Source organism: Sphingopyxis sp. DBS4 (assembly GCF_024628865.1).
GTDB lineage: Bacteria > Pseudomonadota > Alphaproteobacteria > Sphingomonadales > Sphingomonadaceae > Sphingopyxis.
This window is the reverse complement of sequence record NZ_CP102384.1, coordinates 1,943,910-1,961,093: the sequence shown is the minus strand read 5'-3', so window position 1 is coordinate 1,961,093 and position 17,184 is coordinate 1,943,910. Positions and strand designations below refer to the sequence as shown.

General features: G+C 66.4%; 15 protein-coding genes. 9 read left to right on the top strand and 6 right to left on the bottom strand.

Going from position 1 to position 17,184, the window contains the following annotated elements:
• The first annotated feature begins 56 nt into the window (after positions 1 to 56).
• From NP825_RS09270 to NP825_RS09255, 4 genes are read left to right on the top strand one after another with little or no spacing between them, the layout of a single operon-like run.
• A complete protein-coding gene (locus NP825_RS09270; protein ID WP_257550673.1) occupies positions 57 to 707 on the top strand; it encodes a DUF4893 domain-containing protein in 651 nt (216 codons plus the stop codon).
• 20 nt (positions 708 to 727) lie between these two features.
• Complete coding sequence (locus tag NP825_RS09265) at positions 728 to 2,044, top strand: amidohydrolase (RefSeq protein WP_374046560.1); 1,317 nt, start codon at positions 728 to 730, stop codon at positions 2,042 to 2,044.
• A gap of 22 nt (positions 2,045 to 2,066) precedes the next feature.
• Positions 2,067 to 3,146 carry a hypothetical protein gene (locus NP825_RS09260; protein ID WP_257550669.1) on the top strand — a complete coding sequence of 360 codons (1,080 nt, stop codon included), beginning with the start codon at positions 2,067 to 2,069 and terminating at the stop codon, positions 3,144 to 3,146.
• Positions 3,131 to 3,865, top strand: a complete 735-nt coding sequence (locus NP825_RS09255; RefSeq protein WP_257550667.1) for an ABC transporter ATP-binding protein — start codon at positions 3,131 to 3,133, stop codon at positions 3,863 to 3,865. Before NP825_RS09260 ends, NP825_RS09255 begins: the two co-directional genes overlap by 16 nt.
• 14 nt (positions 3,866 to 3,879) lie before the next feature.
• On the opposite strand, the gene NP825_RS09250 is transcribed toward NP825_RS09255, so the two are convergent.
• Positions 3,880 to 4,752, bottom strand: coding sequence for a S9 family peptidase (locus NP825_RS09250; protein WP_257550665.1), 873 nt, complete (start codon positions 4,750 to 4,752; stop codon positions 3,880 to 3,882).
• 1 nt (position 4,753) lies between these two features.
• Positions 4,754 to 5,521 carry a crotonase/enoyl-CoA hydratase family protein gene (locus NP825_RS09245; protein ID WP_257550663.1) on the bottom strand — a complete coding sequence of 256 codons (768 nt, stop codon included), beginning with the start codon at positions 5,519 to 5,521 and terminating at the stop codon, positions 4,754 to 4,756.
• A gap of 261 nt (positions 5,522 to 5,782) precedes the next feature.
• Here NP825_RS09245 and NP825_RS09240 point away from each other — a divergent pair, with 261 nt between their 5' ends.
• Both NP825_RS09240 and NP825_RS09235 read left to right on the top strand, forming a co-directional pair.
• Positions 5,783 to 5,965 (top strand): DUF465 domain-containing protein, encoded by a 183-nt coding sequence (locus tag NP825_RS09240; RefSeq protein ID WP_257550661.1) that lies wholly within the window; start codon positions 5,783 to 5,785, stop codon positions 5,963 to 5,965.
• Between the two features lie 73 nt (positions 5,966 to 6,038).
• Positions 6,039 to 7,022: a TerC family protein gene (locus NP825_RS09235; protein WP_257550659.1), complete on the top strand. Its 984-nt coding sequence runs from the start codon at positions 6,039 to 6,041 to the stop codon at positions 7,020 to 7,022.
• Here NP825_RS09235 and NP825_RS09230 read toward each other — a convergent pair.
• The gene (locus tag NP825_RS09230) at positions 7,019 to 7,318 is read right to left on the bottom strand and encodes a WYL domain-containing protein (RefSeq protein WP_257550657.1); all 300 of its coding nucleotides are present in this window, start codon (positions 7,316 to 7,318) and stop codon (positions 7,019 to 7,021) included. The genes NP825_RS09235 and NP825_RS09230 overlap by 4 nt on opposite strands.
• Before the next feature lie 302 nt (positions 7,319 to 7,620).
• Complete coding sequence (locus NP825_RS09225) at positions 7,621 to 9,213, bottom strand: isocitrate lyase (protein WP_257550655.1); 1,593 nt, start codon at positions 9,211 to 9,213, stop codon at positions 7,621 to 7,623.
• Positions 9,214 to 9,353: 140 nt separating this feature from the next.
• Here NP825_RS09225 and NP825_RS09220 point away from each other — a divergent pair, with 140 nt between their 5' ends.
• A complete protein-coding gene (locus NP825_RS09220; RefSeq protein WP_257550653.1) occupies positions 9,354 to 10,742 on the top strand; it encodes a short-chain fatty acyl-CoA regulator family protein in 1,389 nt (462 codons plus the stop codon).
• 123 nt (positions 10,743 to 10,865) lie between these two features.
• Here NP825_RS09220 and NP825_RS09215 read toward each other — a convergent pair whose 3' ends face one another.
• Positions 10,866 to 12,698, bottom strand: a complete 1,833-nt coding sequence (locus NP825_RS09215; RefSeq protein ID WP_257550651.1) for a DUF885 family protein — start codon at positions 12,696 to 12,698, stop codon at positions 10,866 to 10,868.
• A 48-nt stretch (positions 12,699 to 12,746) separates the two neighbouring features.
• A complete protein-coding gene (locus NP825_RS09210; protein ID WP_257550649.1) occupies positions 12,747 to 13,424 on the bottom strand; it encodes a helix-turn-helix domain-containing protein in 678 nt (225 codons plus the stop codon).
• A 266-nt stretch (positions 13,425 to 13,690) separates the two neighbouring features.
• Between NP825_RS09210 and NP825_RS09205 the strand changes: the two genes are divergently transcribed.
• Together NP825_RS09205 and prsK are read left to right on the top strand one after the other, a co-directional pair.
• A complete protein-coding gene (locus NP825_RS09205) occupies positions 13,691 to 15,079 on the top strand; it encodes a TIGR03013 family XrtA/PEP-CTERM system glycosyltransferase (protein WP_257550647.1) in 1,389 nt (462 codons plus the stop codon).
• Positions 15,058 to 17,184, top strand: coding sequence for an XrtA/PEP-CTERM system histidine kinase PrsK (gene prsK, locus NP825_RS09200; protein WP_257550644.1), 2,127 nt, complete (start codon positions 15,058 to 15,060; stop codon positions 17,182 to 17,184). The genes NP825_RS09205 and prsK overlap by 22 nt, the downstream gene beginning before the upstream one ends.

Sequence of the window (17,184 nt, the reverse complement as noted above, 5' to 3'; positions counted from 1 at the left end):
TTGAGCATTTTCCTTCCGGCTCTTAAGGTTAACCGAACAGGGGGCAGGAGGAAGATATGCGGGGTCGCATCCCAAAACTATCCATCGTGGCGCTGGGGCTTGCCCTCGGCGCCTGTCAGACGGTGCCGTCGGTGCCGCCATCGGCCGCCGACGCGCCGGTCGCCGATCCGGCGGGGACGTGGCGCGCCACGGCGACCGCGCAGGACAAGCAGCGCATCCGCAACTGGTATTCGAGCTGGACCGCCGCGCTCGCCAGCGCGCGCGCCAAGGGCTATGGGGCAAGCATCGAGCACGAAGGCGTGCTGCTTCAGCCGAATGCCGCGCTGCCCAACCCGCATCTGCCGCCGGGCGACTATCGCTGCCGCACGATCAAGGTCGGGACGCAGGGACGCGGAACGCTCGGCTATATCGCCTATGACTGGTTCCGCTGCCGCGTCGCGCCCGAACAGGGTCTGATGAGCCTGACCAAGCTCACCGGGTCGCAGCGGCCGGTCGGGCTGATCTTTTCGGACAGCCTGACGCGGCAGGTCTTTCTCGGCACGCTGGTGCTCGGCGACGAGTCGATCGCGGTCAGCTATGGCAGTGACCGGATGCGCGACATGGCGGGGCTGGTCGAACGGATCGGCGACAATCGCTGGCGGCTGGTGCTTCCGTCGCCCGCCTATGAATCCTTGCTCGACGTGATCGAGCTCGTTCCGGCCGGCTGATAACGAAGGGGAAGATGATGATGCGGAGCTTGTGGATGGGCGTGGCCGCCCTTGGCATCAGCGCGCCCGCCGCGGCGCAGGATCTGGGCGCCGAGGTGCAGAAGCAGATGCCGTCGCTGATGACGATCTACAAGGATCTGCACGCCAACCCCGAACTCAGCTTCATGGAGGTCCGTTCCGCGGGCATCCTTGCCGCCGAGGCGCGCAAGCTCGGCTTCGAGGTCACCGAAAAGGTCGGCGGCACCGGGGTCGTTGCGGTGATGAAGAACGGCTCCGGTCCGGTCGTGCTGATCCGCGCCGACATGGACGGACTGCCGGTGACCGAGCAGACGGGATGGCCCGGCGCGTCGAAGGTGCGGGTGACGACCAAGGAAGGCGTCGAGACCGGGGTGATGCATGCCTGCGGTCACGACACCCATATGACGAGCTGGATCGGCACCGCGCGGCTGATGGCGGCGAACAAGGATAAATGGTCGGGCACGCTGGTGATGATCGGCCAGCCCGCCGAGGAACGCGGCGCGGGCGCGCGGATGATGCTGGCGGACGGGCTCTATACGCGCTTTCCGCGCCCGCAATATGCGATCGCCTTTCACGACGCAGCGCAGTTTCCGGCGGGGATGATCGGCTATACGCCGGGCTATGCGCTGGCGAATGTCGACAGCGTCGATGTTCTCGTGAAGGGGCTCGGCGGTCACGGCGCCTATCCGCAGGCGACGAAGGACCCGATCGTGCTCGCAAGCCGCATCGTGACCTCGCTCCAGACTTTGGTGTCGCGTGAGACGAGCCCGCTCGACAGCGCGGTGGTCACCGTCGGCAGCTTCCACGCCGGCGCCAAGCATAATATCATTCCCGACGAGGCGAAGCTGCAACTGACGGTGCGCAGCTATACCGACGAGGTGCGCGCGAAGCTGCTCGACGGCATCGCGCGCATCGCAAAGGGCGAGGCGATCGCCGCGGGCATACCCGAGGACCGGATGCCGGTGGTGAGCGTCGAGAAGGAGGAATATACCCCCGCGACCTTCAACACCCCCGATTTCACCGAGGAGATGGCGGCGGGCCTCAAGGCGCGCTTCGGCGACCAGCGCGTCGTCCAGCTTCCGCCGGTGATGGGCGGCGAGGATTTCGGTCGCTTTTCGCGCGACGAAAACAAGGACATCAAGAGCCTGATCATCTGGGTCGGCGGCGTTCCGCAGGGTGAATTCGATGCGGCGAAGAAGGAAGGACGGACGCTCCCCAGCCTCCACTCGCCCTTCTGGGCCCCCGACGCTCCCGCGGTCATCTCGACCGCGACCGAGGCGCTGACGTCGATGGCGATGAAACTGATGGCGAAGGGGTAGGGGCGGCTCGAGCCAGGAGAGCGTGGATATCGCCGGAGGCGTCGCTTCGATCGTGAAGGACATCGATAAGATGGGGCATCGTCGCCCGGCCCGTTACGTCCCGTTCGGAAACCCGCTGCTCGCGCACGACCTGGCTATCGCCGCGGCGGGTCTAAGGCAGATGGTTCGACGTCCGCAAGACATGCTGACGATGGCGCTGGCCGGCGCGATGGCGATCGGTTTCGGCCGGGCGTCGGTCGACATGCTGGCCGATGATATGCGGCCATTCCTCCTCATGGGCCTGGCCTCGTTCGCCGCTATCTCCCTCGACCTCGCTCTGCATTCGCGCTTGCGATATTTTCGGCATGAATCCGTGCTTTCGCCCGTAGCGCTCAGGGTCGGTCCTGATATCCTCTATCGCCTCTTTTTCCATCTTCTTGCCGATTCGGTGCTCGCGGGCCTCATTTGCCTCCCCGACCTGGGCCTGTTTGCCAAAGTCTGGGTTGCATGGTGGTTCGCTCTCCTTCCCGTTCAGATGTGTCTGGCATTGGCGCGGCTGCCGCAGATTCCGACGACAAACGGTGTTTTCGGCTTCCTCGTCGATTTGTGGCGTTCGCGCCATGCCGGCTCTGGGGCGCTGTCGGTCGTTTCTGCCGCCGCCGCAATCGTCTTCGCATCGGCGCTGTTCGGGAGCAGGGCAATCGCTCCCGGCATCGCGTCGCTCCTGATGATCGGCCTGATGCTTTGGTATGCGCCGATCGACCATGCCGTCGTGACCTTCGAGCGGATTATCGGCCACTCGCCCGCCAGTTCGGTTCGCGCGCGCTTGCGGATCGGGTTTTTCGCGGCTTCGGCGCTGGCGATCGCTGCCGTAGCGGCAGGGAATGCACAGCTTGTTGCCGCCGTCGTGGTGACGGCGCTGGCGGTGGCCGCCTATAAGATTCTGGAGATATTGCTGTCGCGCGTCATGGGGCGTCGCCAAGTCCAGTTGACGCTCGCGTGTCTGCTTTCCATCATGTTGGCAACAGGGGTGGCGCTCCCTTGGGCGGCGGCCCTGCTGCTGATCGCGGTCGCCGGCTGGCTGGCCTGGCGCGCCGGGAGGACGGAATGGATGCTGTGGTGACTGCGTCGGCCATTGCATTGCGCGAGTTGACGGTCCTGCGCCATCGCACCCGTGCGGTGGACGATGTGTCGATGACGGTCGGTCGCGAACGCTGGTTCGGTATCATCGGGGCCAACGGCTCCGGAAAGACGAGTCTTTTACGCGGACTCGCCGGCCGTCTGCCCTGCACGATGGGATCGTGCCGTATCGACGATCGCGAACTTTGCGATCAGCCCGCGGTCCGCGCCAAAAGCATCGGATTCATGCCACCTGCCGAATATCTTCCGGGCGCATTGACGGGGCGTCAGCTTTTCGGACTCATCGAGCCCGATCCAGATATCTGGTTACGGGCGATTGGACGAATTGCCGAGCCCCTTGGCCTCGACCGGCTCCTGGATATGAAAATCGGGGACTGTTCGGCCGGTATGAAGCAGCGGGTCGCGATTGGTTGTGCCTTTGCGAGCGGCCGGTCGCTCGTCATCCTCGATGAGCCGTTCAACTGGCTCGATCCGGTTGCGGCGCTGGACCTTCGCAAAGCGCTCCGCCAATGCGTCGATGACGGCCTTACGCTCCTTACCGCTCTTCACGACATGATCACGCTCACGGCGTGCGACGAGGGCCTGTTGATAGGAAATGGCAAGGTCGTAAGCCGGCTTGCGCCTCAAGACATTCTCGATGGGCGAAGTAGCCCGTTCGAGTTCGAAGCCAGCATGATCGCCCTGTTGCGCAACGCCGCATAGATCGATTTCGGGCCCTATTTCAGCGTTCCGAGCCAATCGATGATCTCGCTCTCCAGCCGGATGCGCGCGTCCGACCAGCTATGGTCGGTCGCGACGTGTAACGTCTTGAGCTTCGTGCCGCCCTCCGTCTTGATCGCGTTGTTCAGAGCATCGCTCATCGATGCAAAGCCGTCGTCGGAGGTCAGCACGAACAAATTGGTGTCGCGGAGCTGCGGCGCGGCCTTGACGAAGTCGAAGCGATCCTTGGCGGCGATGATTTCGTCCGCCATGATTTCGGGGCTGGTGCCCGCGAGTGCTTCGAGGCCGTTGGCGCGAAGCAGCGCCGCGGCCTGATCGCGCGGCACCCCGGCGAGCGCACCCATATTGCCCGATGAGATCATCGCGGCGCCGAGCAGCTTCTTGTCGTGTGCCGCGGTCAGTGCGGTCACCCAGCCGCCCATGCTGTGGCCGATGACGACCAGCCGCGCAGGGTCGATCCGGAGCTTCGCGGCGTTGGCGGGATCGCGCGCGAAGGCGAGCACCGCGTCGGTGTCGTCGAGGTTGCCCGCGAGCCGATAGTCGCCCGGACTGCCCCACGATCCGCGATAGTTGAAGGTGATCACCGTCCATCCCGCGCGCCGGATCGCCTGCGCAAGGTCGAGATTCTTCTCGAGCCCCGGCAGTCCGTGGCAGAGGACGGCGGTCGGATGCGGTCCGGCGCCCGCGGCGACATAGACGACGCCGTTGATCTCCACCCCGCCGCTCGGAATATGGACGACCTCCATCGCCGCCGGATGCTCCTTGTCGGCGGGCGGGTCGGTGTAGATCGCGGCCGGAATGCCCGGCGCCTCGGCCTGCGCGGTGACGGGCAGGGCGGCCAGCGCGGCCGCGGCAAGCAGATGTCGCATCCTATTCTCCCTTGAAAGCGGTAAAGCTGCCGCCGCGTCCGGCGCCTTCGGTGAAGCGTCGGGCGCCCGCCGCCGCGCCTTCGCGCAGCGGCGCGACCCCGGCATGGGCTTCGTGCGCCAGCGCCCCCTCGATATCGAAATCCCACTGGCGATAGGCGCTGAGGCGGTCGCTGTTCATGCAGATTTGCGGGAAGGCGGCGATCTGTTTCGCAAGCTCGATCGCGGCGGACAGCGCGGTCCCGTCGGCAACGACGCGATCCGCGAGGCCGATGCGGAGCGCCTCGGCGGCGGCGACTGCGCGGCCGGTCAATATCATATCCATCGCGCGGCCCTGCCCGACGATGCGGGGCAGGCGGACGGTGCCGCCGTCGATCAACGGCACGCCCCAGCGACGGCAATAGACGCCGAACACTGCACTTACGGCTGCGACGCGCATGTCGCACCATAGCGCGAGTTCGAGCCCGCCCGCGACGGCGTGGCCCTCGATCGCCGCGATCACCGGCTTTTCGAGCAGCATCCGCGTCGGCCCCATCGGACCGGCGCCGTCGGGATCATAACGCGCCGCGCCGACGGCGCCGAGGTCGAAGCCGGCGCAGAAATACCCGGCGCTGCCGGTCAGGATCGCGACCCGCGCCTCGGTGTCGTTCGCGAAGGCAGCGAAGGCTTCGCGCAAGGCCGTCGCGGTAGCGGGATCGACGGCCCCCCGTTTTTCTGGGCGATCGATGGTGACGATCGTCACCGGGCCGTCGCGGTCGACCGACACTGTCATGCGCATATTCTCCCCTCGACCACCCGATGCCTTACCGGGCTAACACGACAGGCGGGGCGAGAGCAAAGGGTTGAAACGGCCCGCCCCCCATCCTAGATCATTGACATGCGGGCCGGGCCCCTCTGGCGTCGGCGGAAGGTTATTCCGCCACGTGATGTCGGACCGCATCGGGTGACACCGATGCTTGCGGCCCATCTCTCCCCTCAATCCGGGTCGTGGTGTCGGCGTCACCTGCTTGATTTCATCAATCAGGAGGCCCTTATGACGTTCAATTCCCGATTTTACCGGCTGACCGAATGGCATCGCCGGATCGACGATGCGCTGCGCCGCGAGAACCGCCGCCGCGGTGCCGATCCGTTCCGGCTGCTGCGGCTGAAGGCCGCGAAGCTCGCGATCCGCAAACGGCTCGCGAGTCTGGCGCATCAGCCCGCGCTCGCGCTTTAATTCAACAGGATAAGCGACCAATGGCGCTGCCCCTCAGGGGCGGCGTCCCCGGCGCGTGCCAAGGATGATCATCATGGAATTTCTGTTCGCCGACTGGCTGGGAACCCCGGCCTGGTTCTGGCTGGCCTTTCTCGCCCTCGTCGCGGCGCTGACCGCGTTCGATCTCGGTATCCTCAACCGCGAAAACAAGGAGATGGGGATTGGCGAGAGCCTGAAGCTTTCGCTGCTCTACATCGGCATCGCGTTGGCGTTCGGCGCGTGGATCTGGGCCGAGAAGGGCGGCGAGGCCAGCCTCCAATATTACACCGGCTTCTTCATCGAGAAGGCGCTGTCAATCGACAATATTTTCGTCATCTCGCTGATCTTCGCGACCTTCGCGATCCCGCCGCGCTACCAGTATCGCGCTTTGCTCTGGGGCATCGTCGCGGTGATCGTGCTGCGCGGGATCATGATCGCGGGCGGCGCGGCGCTGGTCACCGAATATGGCTGGCTGCTCTATGTCTTCGCAGCCTTCCTGATCTTCACCGGCGTGAAGATGCTGTTCGCGGGCGACAAGCCGATGGACGTCGCGGGCAATCCCGTCGTCCGCTGGCTGTCGTGCCACATTCCGATCACGCACGAACTGCATGGCGAGAAATTCTTCGTGCGCGTGCCCGACACGAAGACCGGCAAGCTCGCGCTCGCCGCGACGCCGCTGTTTCTCGCGCTCGTCGTGATTAACCTTGCCGACCTGGTGTTCGCGGTCGACAGCGTGCCCGCGATCTTCGCGATCACGACCGATACGTTCATCGTCTATACGTCGAACATCATGGCGATCCTCGGCCTGCGCGCGCTTTATTTTGCGCTCGCGGCGATGGTGCATCGCTTCCACTATCTCAAATATGCGCTGGCGCTGGTGCTCGTCTTCATCGGGTCGAAGATCTTCGTCGCCGATTTCGTGCTGGACGGGGGCAAATTCCCGCCGCTCGTCAGCCTGGGCGTGACGGTCGCGCTGATCGCGGGCGGGGTGATCTGGTCGCTGGTGAAGACGAAGGCAGAGGAACCCGCCGGCGGTTAGACCGCCATCAGTAGGATGTCGTCGTCGCGCGGCGCGGCGGCCTCGAAGGAGGGGAGCGGTTCGAACTCCTCTTCCTCGAGCGCGGCTGCGCCGAGGCCGTCGAGTTTGAAATGGCCGAGCCGACGCTCGTCCTCGGAGCGCCAATTTTTGTCGAGATTGAGCGCGCTGACGAACAGCGCGCCGTGGCGCTCGAACAACTGATGTGGGGCAAGCGTCATGCGCGTCCCGTTGTAGAGCGCCGTGATCCTGCGGCGGCGGGCGATCGCTTCCATCAGCGTCAGCCGGTTGTCATTCATCGCGAAATAGCCTCGGGGAGGGTCTGGAGGGAATTTGTGCGTTGCAGCATAATGCATCGGCGTGGCGAATGGGGCAAGGGAAAACGTTGTCATAGAGCGAGCTTTTCCTTTTCGCGGCTCCAATAAAAATGTCCGCCGGAGGCCTTGCGGCTTCCGACGGACAGGCTTTCCTCCCCAGGAAAGCTCGGGAGACGCGGGGTTTCGTGCAAGACGCCCCGCGCCGAAGAGGGTGGCACGAGGGGGTGCAACGGGTCCCCTCGCGCCGAACTTGGATCAGGCGGCGAACTGGTTCCCCGCGGCCATCAGGCCGCAAACTGGTTCATGGTATTGTCCTTGCCTGCGGCCTTCAGGGCCGCTTCGCCGGCGAAATATTCCTTGTGATCGTCGCCGATGTCGCTGCCCGACATATTCTGGTGCTTCACGCAGGCGATACCTTGGCGGATTTCGGCGCGCTGGACGTTCTTGACGTAGCCGAGCATCGCTTCGTCGCCGAAATATTCCTTCGCCAGATTGTCGGTCGACAGCGCCGCGGTGTGGTAAGTCGGCAGCGTGATCAGATGATGGAAGATGCCCGCTCGCTTCGCCGCGTCGCGCTGGAAGGTACGGATGCGGTTGTCGGCTTCGTCCGACAGCGCGGTGCCATCATAATCGACGCTCATCAGCTTGGCGCGGTCATAGGCGCTGACATCCTTGCCTTCCTTTTCCCAGGCGTCGAACACCTGCTGGCGGAAGTTGAGCGTCCAGTTGAAGCTCGGCGAATTATTATAGGCGAGCTTCGCGTTGGGGACGGCTTCGCGGATGCGGTCGACCATGCCGGCGATCTGTTCGATGTGCGGCTTTTCGGTTTCGATCCACAGCAGGTCGGCGCCGTTCTGAAGGCTGGCGATGCAGTCCATGACGCAGCGGTCCTCGCCGGTTCCGGGGCGGAACTGATAGAGGTTCGAGGGCAGGCGCTTCGGGCGCATCAGCTTGCCGCCCCGGTTGATCAGCACGTCGCCGGGGTTGCCCGCGCCCTCGACCTCTTCGCAGTCGAGGAAGCTATTATACTGGTCGCCGAGATCGCCGGGTTCCTTCGAGACGGCGATCTGCTTGGTCAGGCCCGCGCCGAGGCTGTCGGTGCGCGTGACGATGATGCCGTCTTCGACGCCGAGCTCCATGAAGGCGTAGCGGCAGGCGCGGATTTTCGCGATGAAATCCTCGTGCGGCACGGTGACCTTGCCGTCCTGGTGGCCGCACTGCTTTTCGTCCGAGACCTGATTCTCGATCTGCAGCGCGCAGGCGCCGGCCTCGATCATCTTCTTGGCGAGGAGATAGGTCGCCTCGGCATTGCCGAAGCCCGCGTCGATGTCGGCGATGATCGGCACGACGTGCGTTTCGTGATTGTCGATCGCCGACTGGATCTGCTTGGCCTTGAGCTCGTCGCCCTCGGCGCGCGCGGCGTCGAGATCGCGGAACAGTCCGCCGAGTTCACGCGCATCGGCCTGGCGGAGGAAGGTGTAGATTTCCTCGATCAGCGCCGGGACGCTGGTCTTTTCGTGCATCGACTGGTCGGGAAGCGGGCCGAACTCGCTGCGCAGCGCCGCGACCATCCAGCCCGAGAGATAGATGTAGCGGCCCTTGACGGTGCCGAAATGCTTCTTGATCGAGATCATCTTCTGCTGCGCGATGAAGCCGTGCCAGCAGCCGAGCGACTGGGTGTAGTTCGCGGGATCGGCGTCATAGGCGGCCATGTCGGCGCGCATGATGCGCGCGGTGTAGCGCGCGATGTCGAGGCCGGTGCGGAACTTGTTCTGGGCGCGCATGCGGGCGATGCTTTCGCCGCTGATGCCGTCCCACGTGCCGTCGTAATCGCGGATGAGGCGGCCTGCCTGCGCCATGTCTTCCTGATAGCCCATCGTCTGTATCCTTGTGAGGAGGTGATGGGTGGAAGTTGGCGAAAGTGTCGCGCAAAGGGAAAAGATTTGTCAATAAAATTTGTGAAATATGCCGGTTAGGTGTAAATCAGCGTGTAAATTAGTAAAGAAAGTTACAAACTATGGCGGAACGGCGCGTGTTTGCGGGGCCAGCGGTGCGCAAGGTGCGGCGCGAGGCGGGAATGACGCAGGCGGCGATGGCCGAAGCGCTCGATATTTCGCCAAGCTATCTCAACCTGATCGAGCATGGGCAGCGGCCGCTTTCCGCCACCGTGATCGTGCGGCTGGCCGAGCGCTTCGGCTTCGACGCGGCCAGGCTCGGCACCGAGGAGGTGCCGGGCGGACTCGCGGGCCTGAGGCGGCGGCTGGCAGACCCGCGCTTCGCCGACCTCGGCATCGGCGCGCAGGAGGTCGAGCTATGGTTGCAGACCGCGCCCGCGACCGCCGCGGCCTTTGCACGATTGTTCGATACGGCGCCCGAGGAGCGTGCCGAAGGTCAGGGCGACGCGCCCGAAGTGGCCGCGGTGCGCCGCGCGATCGAGAAATGGCGCAATCATTTCCCCGATCTCGACGCGCGCGCCGAGGAGCTGGCGGACGAACTGCGCCTCGCCGGCGGCGACCTTTACGGAACGATTTCGGAACGGCTGCGCACGCGGCACCAGCTCGGCATCCGCATCCTGCCGAGCGATGTGATGCCCGACCGGCTGCGCTGGCTCGACTGGCACGCGCGGCAGTTGATGCTGAACGAACTGCTGCGCCCCGCGTCGCGCACCTTTCAGGCCGCGGCGACGCTTGCGCAGATCGAGGCGAAGGGCGAAATCGACGCGCTCGTCGCCGGAGCGGAGTTCGCCGAGAGTGCTGCGGCGCGACTGTTCGAGCGCCACCTGATCCAATATTTCGCCGCCGCGCTGATGATGCCGTACAGCCGCTTCCTGCGTGCCTGCGATGCAACGGGATACGACCTGCTGCTGCTTCAGCGGCGTTTCGGCGCGGGATACGAGCAGGTCGCGCACCGGCTGACGACGCTCCAGCGCGTCGGCGCGCGCGGGCTGCCGTTCTTCATGCTGCGGATCGATCGCGCGGGGCAGGGCAGCAAGCGCTATGCCGGGGCAAGCCAGTCGCCGCTCGTCGACGGCGACGCGCGTTGTCCTTTGTGGGGCGTCCACGAAGCCTTCGCCCGCCCCGGCGAGGTGGTCGCCGACCTCGTCGAGCTCGAGGACGGCTCGCGCTGGTTCACCCAGTCGCGATCGGTCGCAGCGCCCGGTGCGACGGGCAGCGGCACCCCCGCCCGCTTCGCCGTCTGCGTCGGCGTCGATGCGAAGGTTGCCGCGCCGCTGATCGCGGCGCGCGGCATCGACCTGATGCGATCGCCCGCGACGCCGGTCGGGCTCGGTTGCCGCCGCTGCACGCGTACCGGCTGCGTCCAGCGATCGACGCCGCCGCTCGGCCGCCCGCTGCGATTCAGGGAGGGCGAGCGCGGGGTCAGTGCGTTCGATTTCGCAGGGGATTAGAACATGATCGGCTTTGACTGAAGCCCTTGCGTGTCCCCGCGAAGGCGGGGACCCAGGGCGGGGTAGCGCAAGGCCGCTCTGGGGCCCCGCCTTCGCGGGGGCACACGGATAAGACGGCGCGCATCAGGCCTTCTGCGCCGCGACCCAGCGGTCGATCATCGATCCGAGCACGTCGATCGGCATCGCGCCCGCGGCCAGCGCGGTGTCGTGGAAGGCGCGGATGTCGAACCGGTCGCCCAGCGCCGCCCGCGCGCGTTCGCGCGTCGCGACCCAGCGCGTCTGCCCGACCATGTAGCTCGTCGCCTGGCCCGGCCAGACGCAATAGCGCTCGATCTCGGTGACGTTCGACGGCTCGGGCGTGCCGAGCGCCTCGTTATAATAAGCGATCGCCTTCTCCCGGCTCCAGCGATAATGATGAAGGCCGGTATCGACGACGAGCCGCGCGGCGCGGAACATATAGGATTGCAGATAGCCGAGGCGGCCGAAGGGGTCGCGGTCATAGACCCCCATTTCGTCGGCGAGCTGTTCGGCATAGAGGCCCCAGCCCTCGGTATAGACCGAATAGGCGGGCAGGCGCCGCAGACGGGGGATTCCCGTTGCCTCCTGTGCAAGCGCGATCTGGTGGTGATGGCCCGGGGTCGCTTCGTGATAGGTCAGCGTCGGCAGCGTCCACGACGGATTCTCGGCCGTGTCGCGCAGGTTGATATAATAGGCGCCAGGGCGCGAGCCGTCGAGCGCCGGGATCTGATAATAGCCGCCGGTCGCGCCGTCCTCGATCTCGGCCGGGACGCGCCGGATTTCGACCTTCGCCTTGGGCAAGCGGCCGAACATCTCGGGCAGGCGGCGCTGCATTTCCTCGATCTGTTCATTGAGCTTGCCGATCAGCTCCGCCTTGCCGGCATCGGTGTTCGGATAGATGAAGCGCTTGTCGGCGCCGAGCGCGCGCATCCGCTGCGCGACCGTCCCGCCGGTCATGCCCTGTTCGCGGAAGATCGCGTCGGCGCGCGCGGAAAGGTCGGCCATGCGTTCGAGCCCGAGTTGATGAATCTCCTCGGCCGACATCTCGGTCGTCGTCGCGAAATTCAGGGCATAGGCGTAATATTCGTCGCCCTTCGGCAGGCGCCAGACCCCCGCGTCGTGCGTGGCCCTGGGACGGATGCGCGCCAGTTCGGCCGCCTGACGGCGCATCGCCGGATAGATTTTGCTATCGACGATCGCCGCGCAGCGGCGCGCCCAGTCGCCTGCGATGCCTTTGGCTTCGGTCTTGGCCTTGAGATTGGTGGTGAGGCGATTGGCGTCGGCGGCGGGTGCCATGATCTTTTCATAGAGGCCGAGGGTGCGGTCGATGACGAAATCGGGCGCGAGGATGCCGGCCGCATGGTCGGTCTTCATCCGACCCGTTTCATTGTCGAGCTGGACCGCGAAATCTTCGCAGCGCGACAGATAGGCTTCCGCATCGGCGGCATCGGCGATGCCGTGCTGGTTGACGAGGAAATCGGGGATCGAGCGATAGGTGCCGCTGAGCTGGGTGACCGGATGCGGTTCGGGCCAGCTATGCAGGCCGTAAGTGAAATTGTCGTAGGCCTTTACATAATGCTCCCACGGACCGCGGAAGGTTTCGTAGTTGACGAGGTCCATCCCCGACAATTTCGACGCGTCGATCTTTTTAAGTCCCTCCAGACCGACGCGATAAAGGTCGTGGCTGCGCTCGATCCCGGCGGGCGACCGATCGGCGAGGCGCGACTTGGCCGCGGCGCCGGGCCCCTTGTCGAGCCCCAGGGCGGTCGCGAATTCGGGGTCGTTTTCGACGAGCATGTCGAACAGATGTTCGTAGAGTGCGTTCAACCTACCGCTTTCGCTTGTCGCCGGATCGGCAAGCATCGCGCGGGCGGGCCGCGCAGCGGCGGCAGCGGATGCAGCGGCGATTGCGGCCAGAAGAGTGCGGCGGTCGAGCATGGAAATCTCCGAAAAAATATGTTTCGGCAGCGGTTCTAGCCCGTCCGGTCAGCGCCGTATTGTATCCAGTTGATGTTCTCGCCATCGGCCGGGGGTGACGCCGCTGATGCGCGCGACGGCCCTGGTCATATGCGCCTGATCGGTGAAATGCAGGCGATGCGCGATGGCTGCGAGGGGTTCGTGGCTCGTCCGGACCGCGGCGAGAGCGGCGCGGGCGCGGATGTCGGCGCGATAGGCCTTCGGCGTGCAGCCATAAGCGGTGCGGAAACCCCGGCTCAGCGTCTCGGCGCGCACGCCGTGGGTCTCTGCCCAATCGCGAAGCGCGAAGGGCGCGAATGTCCGAAGGTCGTGGGCGAGCAAATCGGGCCAATCATGCGCGGCAGCGGGCGCGACCGCGAAATCCTCGATGAGCAGGGCGGCGGCATCCGCGGCGTCGCGGCCGGCGGCCCGCACCAGCGCATCGGGATCGCGCACCCGGCCGCGGACGTGCGGCGTGCCGGTCAACGCGGCCGGCAGGTCGAGGATCAGCACCCGCGCGCCGCGCGCTTCGACCCGGTCGAGATGCGATTCAAAGGCATGATGGATCAACGCATCGCCCGGCCCCACGTCGAAGCGGCCTTCGTCGCCGGCTTCCTGATAACCGCCTTCGAGGATGATCGCGACATAGGCCGTGTCGTGGCAATGGCGACCCCTGAGTTCGTTCGGGGCATGAGCTAGCAGGCCCAAAGGCGCGTCCGCGAAGGAAGGGGCGGTGGAGGAGGGAGATGCGACCATTGCCGCAGTCTATCGTCCGGCATATCGGCGGTCACCCCCGAATAGACCCGCGCCGCTGTCAACGGGCCGGCGGCGACCGGTGCGGCTTGCAACATCCTCCGTCCCATCCCGCCGTTTGACCGCGGACCGTTGCCCGATAGGGACGAAACGAGTGTAAAATTAACCGACAGTTGAGACCTCCGCGCTAGGGTCGGCATCTGAAAGGGCCAGGCTTTTCGATGTTCCGTCTGTTCAAACATTATGTGCCGCATGCCGTGGTCTGGCTGGCGCTGGTCGAGTTCATCGCGCTGCTCGGCTCGGCCGAGGCGGCCTGGCATATCTATGCCCATCTTTCCGGCTTCGACGCCGGGACGTTCGGCGAGCGCTGGGCGCGGATCGCGACCTTCGCGCTGTCCAATTCGCTCGCGATGATGGCGACCGGAATGTATGGCAGCGAGGCGCTGCGATCGATGAAGTTCGCGACCGCGCGCCTGCTGGCCGCGGTTTCGCTTGGCGTAATCTTCATCTCGGTCGTCGGCTTTCTGCTGCCCTCCGCGACATTGTGGCGCGTCAACAGCCTCTATGCGATGGGATTGGCGATCGCGGCCCTGTTCGTGATCCGGCTCGCGCTGACGCAGGTGGCGGGCGCCGAAGCGTTCAGGCGGCGCATCCTGGTGCTCGGCGCGGGCAAGCGCGCGGCGCGGCTGCGGGCGCTCGCCGACGCGCCGGGCAGCGGACTTGCCGTCGCGGGGTTCGTCGCCATGTCGGGCAGCGAGCGCGCGGTGCCGGGCGCGGTTCCGCGCGAGGCGATCTCCAGCCTGTCGGATCACGCCGTCGCGCTCGGCGCGGGCGAGGTGGTGCTGGCGATGGAGGAGCGCCGCGGCGCGCTGCCGCTGGCCGACCTGCTGCGCGTCAAGACCACGGGCGTGCACGTCAACGACATCGCGAGCTTCATCGAGCGTGAGACGGGGCGCGTCGATCTGGCGACGACCAATCCGAGCGCGCTCATCTTTTCCGACGGCTTTTCGGCGGGACAGCGTATCTCGCGCGTCGGCAAGCGCGTGTTCGACATCGTCGCGAGCCTGTTGGTGCTCGTCGTCGGATTGCCGCTGATCCTGATCGCCGGAATCGCGGTCAAGTGCGACAGCCGGGGGCCGGTCTTCTATCGCCAGTCGCGCGTCGGCCTCTATGGCGAAGCCTATGACATATTGAAGATCCGCTCGATGCGCACCGATGCCGAGGCGGCGGGCAAGGCGGTGTGGGCGAGCGAGAACGATCCGCGCGTCACGCGCGTCGGTCATGTCATCCGCAAGCTTCGCATCGACGAACTGCCGCAGCTCTGGTGCGTGCTCAAGGGCGAGATGAGCATCGTCGGCCCGCGGCCCGAGCGGCCGAGCTTCGTCGAGGAACTGACCCGCGAACTGCCCTATTATGCCGAGCGGCACATGGTGAAGCCGGGGCTGACCGGCTGGGCGCAGATCAACTATCCCTATGGCGCGTCGATCGAGGATGCGCGGGTGAAGCTGGAATATGACCTCTATTACGCCAAGAATTATTCGCCCTTCCTCGACCTGCTGATCCTGCTCCAGACGGTACGCGTCGTGCTGTGGCCCGAGGGCGCGCGCTGACGGTGGCGACGCTCGGCGCCCTGTCGCAGCTTTTGTCGGCGCTGGCGTTCGCGGGTTTCGGCGGCGTCGCGCTATGGCTACTTTCGCGGCCGCGCGAACGCATGGCGGCGCTGATGCCGGCGCCGCGCTGGCTGGTCGTCGCCGCGATCGCGAGCGCCGTCTGGTGTGCCGCGCTCTATCGTTTCGCGCCCGGATCGTCACAGGCGATGGTGGCGCGGTCGCTCCGCGACCTGGCGATGCTCGGCTGGCTCGGCGCGACCTTCTGGCCGGCGCCCGCACCGATGCCGGCACCGCTGCGCCTGATCCTCCGCCTGCTCGTCACGATCGCCGCGATCACGCTGGTCGGCGGAATCGCGGTGCATATGCGGAGCGCGGCGGCCGGCGCGTGGCTGGGCCCGACGCTTGGCGCATCGGCGATGATCGTCGCGGTCGGCGGACTGCTGCTCGTCGATGGCGCGGCGCGGCGGGCGAGCGCGGGCCTCCGGATGCCGGTGATGGCGGTCGCGGGCGGTTTCGCGATGCTCTGGGCCTATGAGCTCAATGTCCAGCTGATCGGGGCGCTGACCGGCAAGCCCGCGTCGACGCTGATCCACCTGATCCCCGCAGTCGCGCTGATGATGGCGCCGACCTTCGTCCTCGCGGCGATGGATGTCGGGCGCGAGCGCATCCGGCTGTCGCGCAGCGTCGCGACGCGCACGCTGGTCCTGCTCGGTGCCGCCGCCTATCTGATCCTGATCGGGCTCGCCGGCGCGGTCGCGCGGCTGGTCGGCGGCGACTATGGCGAACTGGCGCAGGGCGTCTTCCTGATCGTCGCGCTCGGCACCGGCGGGCTGTTGCTGCTGTCGGCGCGGACGCGCGCGTGGCTGGCGGTGATGATCTCGAAGCATTTCTTCGAGCATCGCTATGACTATCGCGCCGAATGGATGCGCTTCACCGCGACGCTGGCGCAAGGAGACGGCGAGGACGACCGCAACCTGCACCGCCGCGTGGCGAAGGCGCTTGCGGAGCTGACCGGCAGCCCCGGCGCGCTGCTCCTGCTGCCCGACGCGCAGGGGGCGTTCCGCGTCGCCGAGCAATGGCATTGGCCCGCGGGTCTGGAGGAGGGGGCGGCGCTGCCGCTGCGGTCGAGCTTCATGTTGCAGGAAAGCCGGCACATCGTCGACCTCGATGCCGAGCGCCGCGGGGCCGTGCCCGATGGGGAGGGCCTTGCGATCCCCGACTGGCTGCTCGACGACACGCGCGCCTGGGTCGTGGTGCCCGTGCTGCATTTCCAGCGGATGATCGCGGTGGCGGTGCTGCATCGCCCGCCGGTGTCGCGCGCGCTCGACTGGGAAGACCTCGACGTGCTGCGCATCGCGGGGCAGCAGGCGGCGAGCTACCTTGCCGAATCGCAGAGTCTGGAGGCGCTGTCCGAGGCGAAGCGCTTCGACGAGTTCAACCGCCGCTTCGCCTTCATCATGCACGACATCAAGAATCTGGCGAGCCAGCTCTCGCTGCTCGCGCGCAATGCCGAGCGGCATGCCGACAAGCCCGAATTCCGCGCCGACATGATCGGGACGCTCAAGATTTCGGCCGGGCGCCTGTCCGACCTGCTCGTCCGCCTGTCGCCGCGCGAGCGCCGCGCGGTGGAGGCGGGACGGACGCTCGTCGAGCCGCTGCTGCGCGACGTCGCGGCCGAGGTGCGGCCGCGCCGCGCGCTCTTCGTCGGCTGTCAGGCGGGGCTTGCGGCGTGGGGCGACGCGGCATCGATCCGCCAGATCGTCCAGCATCTCGTCGCCAATGCGATCGACGCCTCGCCCGCCGACACGCCGGTGCAGGTCGTCGCGGTCGCCGAGCAGGGGCGGGCGCGGATCGACGTGATCGACCAGGGCGGCGGCATGACGCGCGCCTTCATCCGCGACGAATTGTTCAAGCCCTTCGTGTCGACCAAGGACGGCGGTTTCGGGCTGGGCGCGTTCGAGGCGCTGGGGCTCGCGCAGGCGATGGGCGGGGCGATCGAGGTCGCGAGCGAGCCGGGGAAGGGCAGCGATTTCACGCTGTGGCTGCCGCTGGCCGACGCGCGCGAGGATGCCGGAACAGGGGAGCCTTTGGGGAAAGTGGCATAG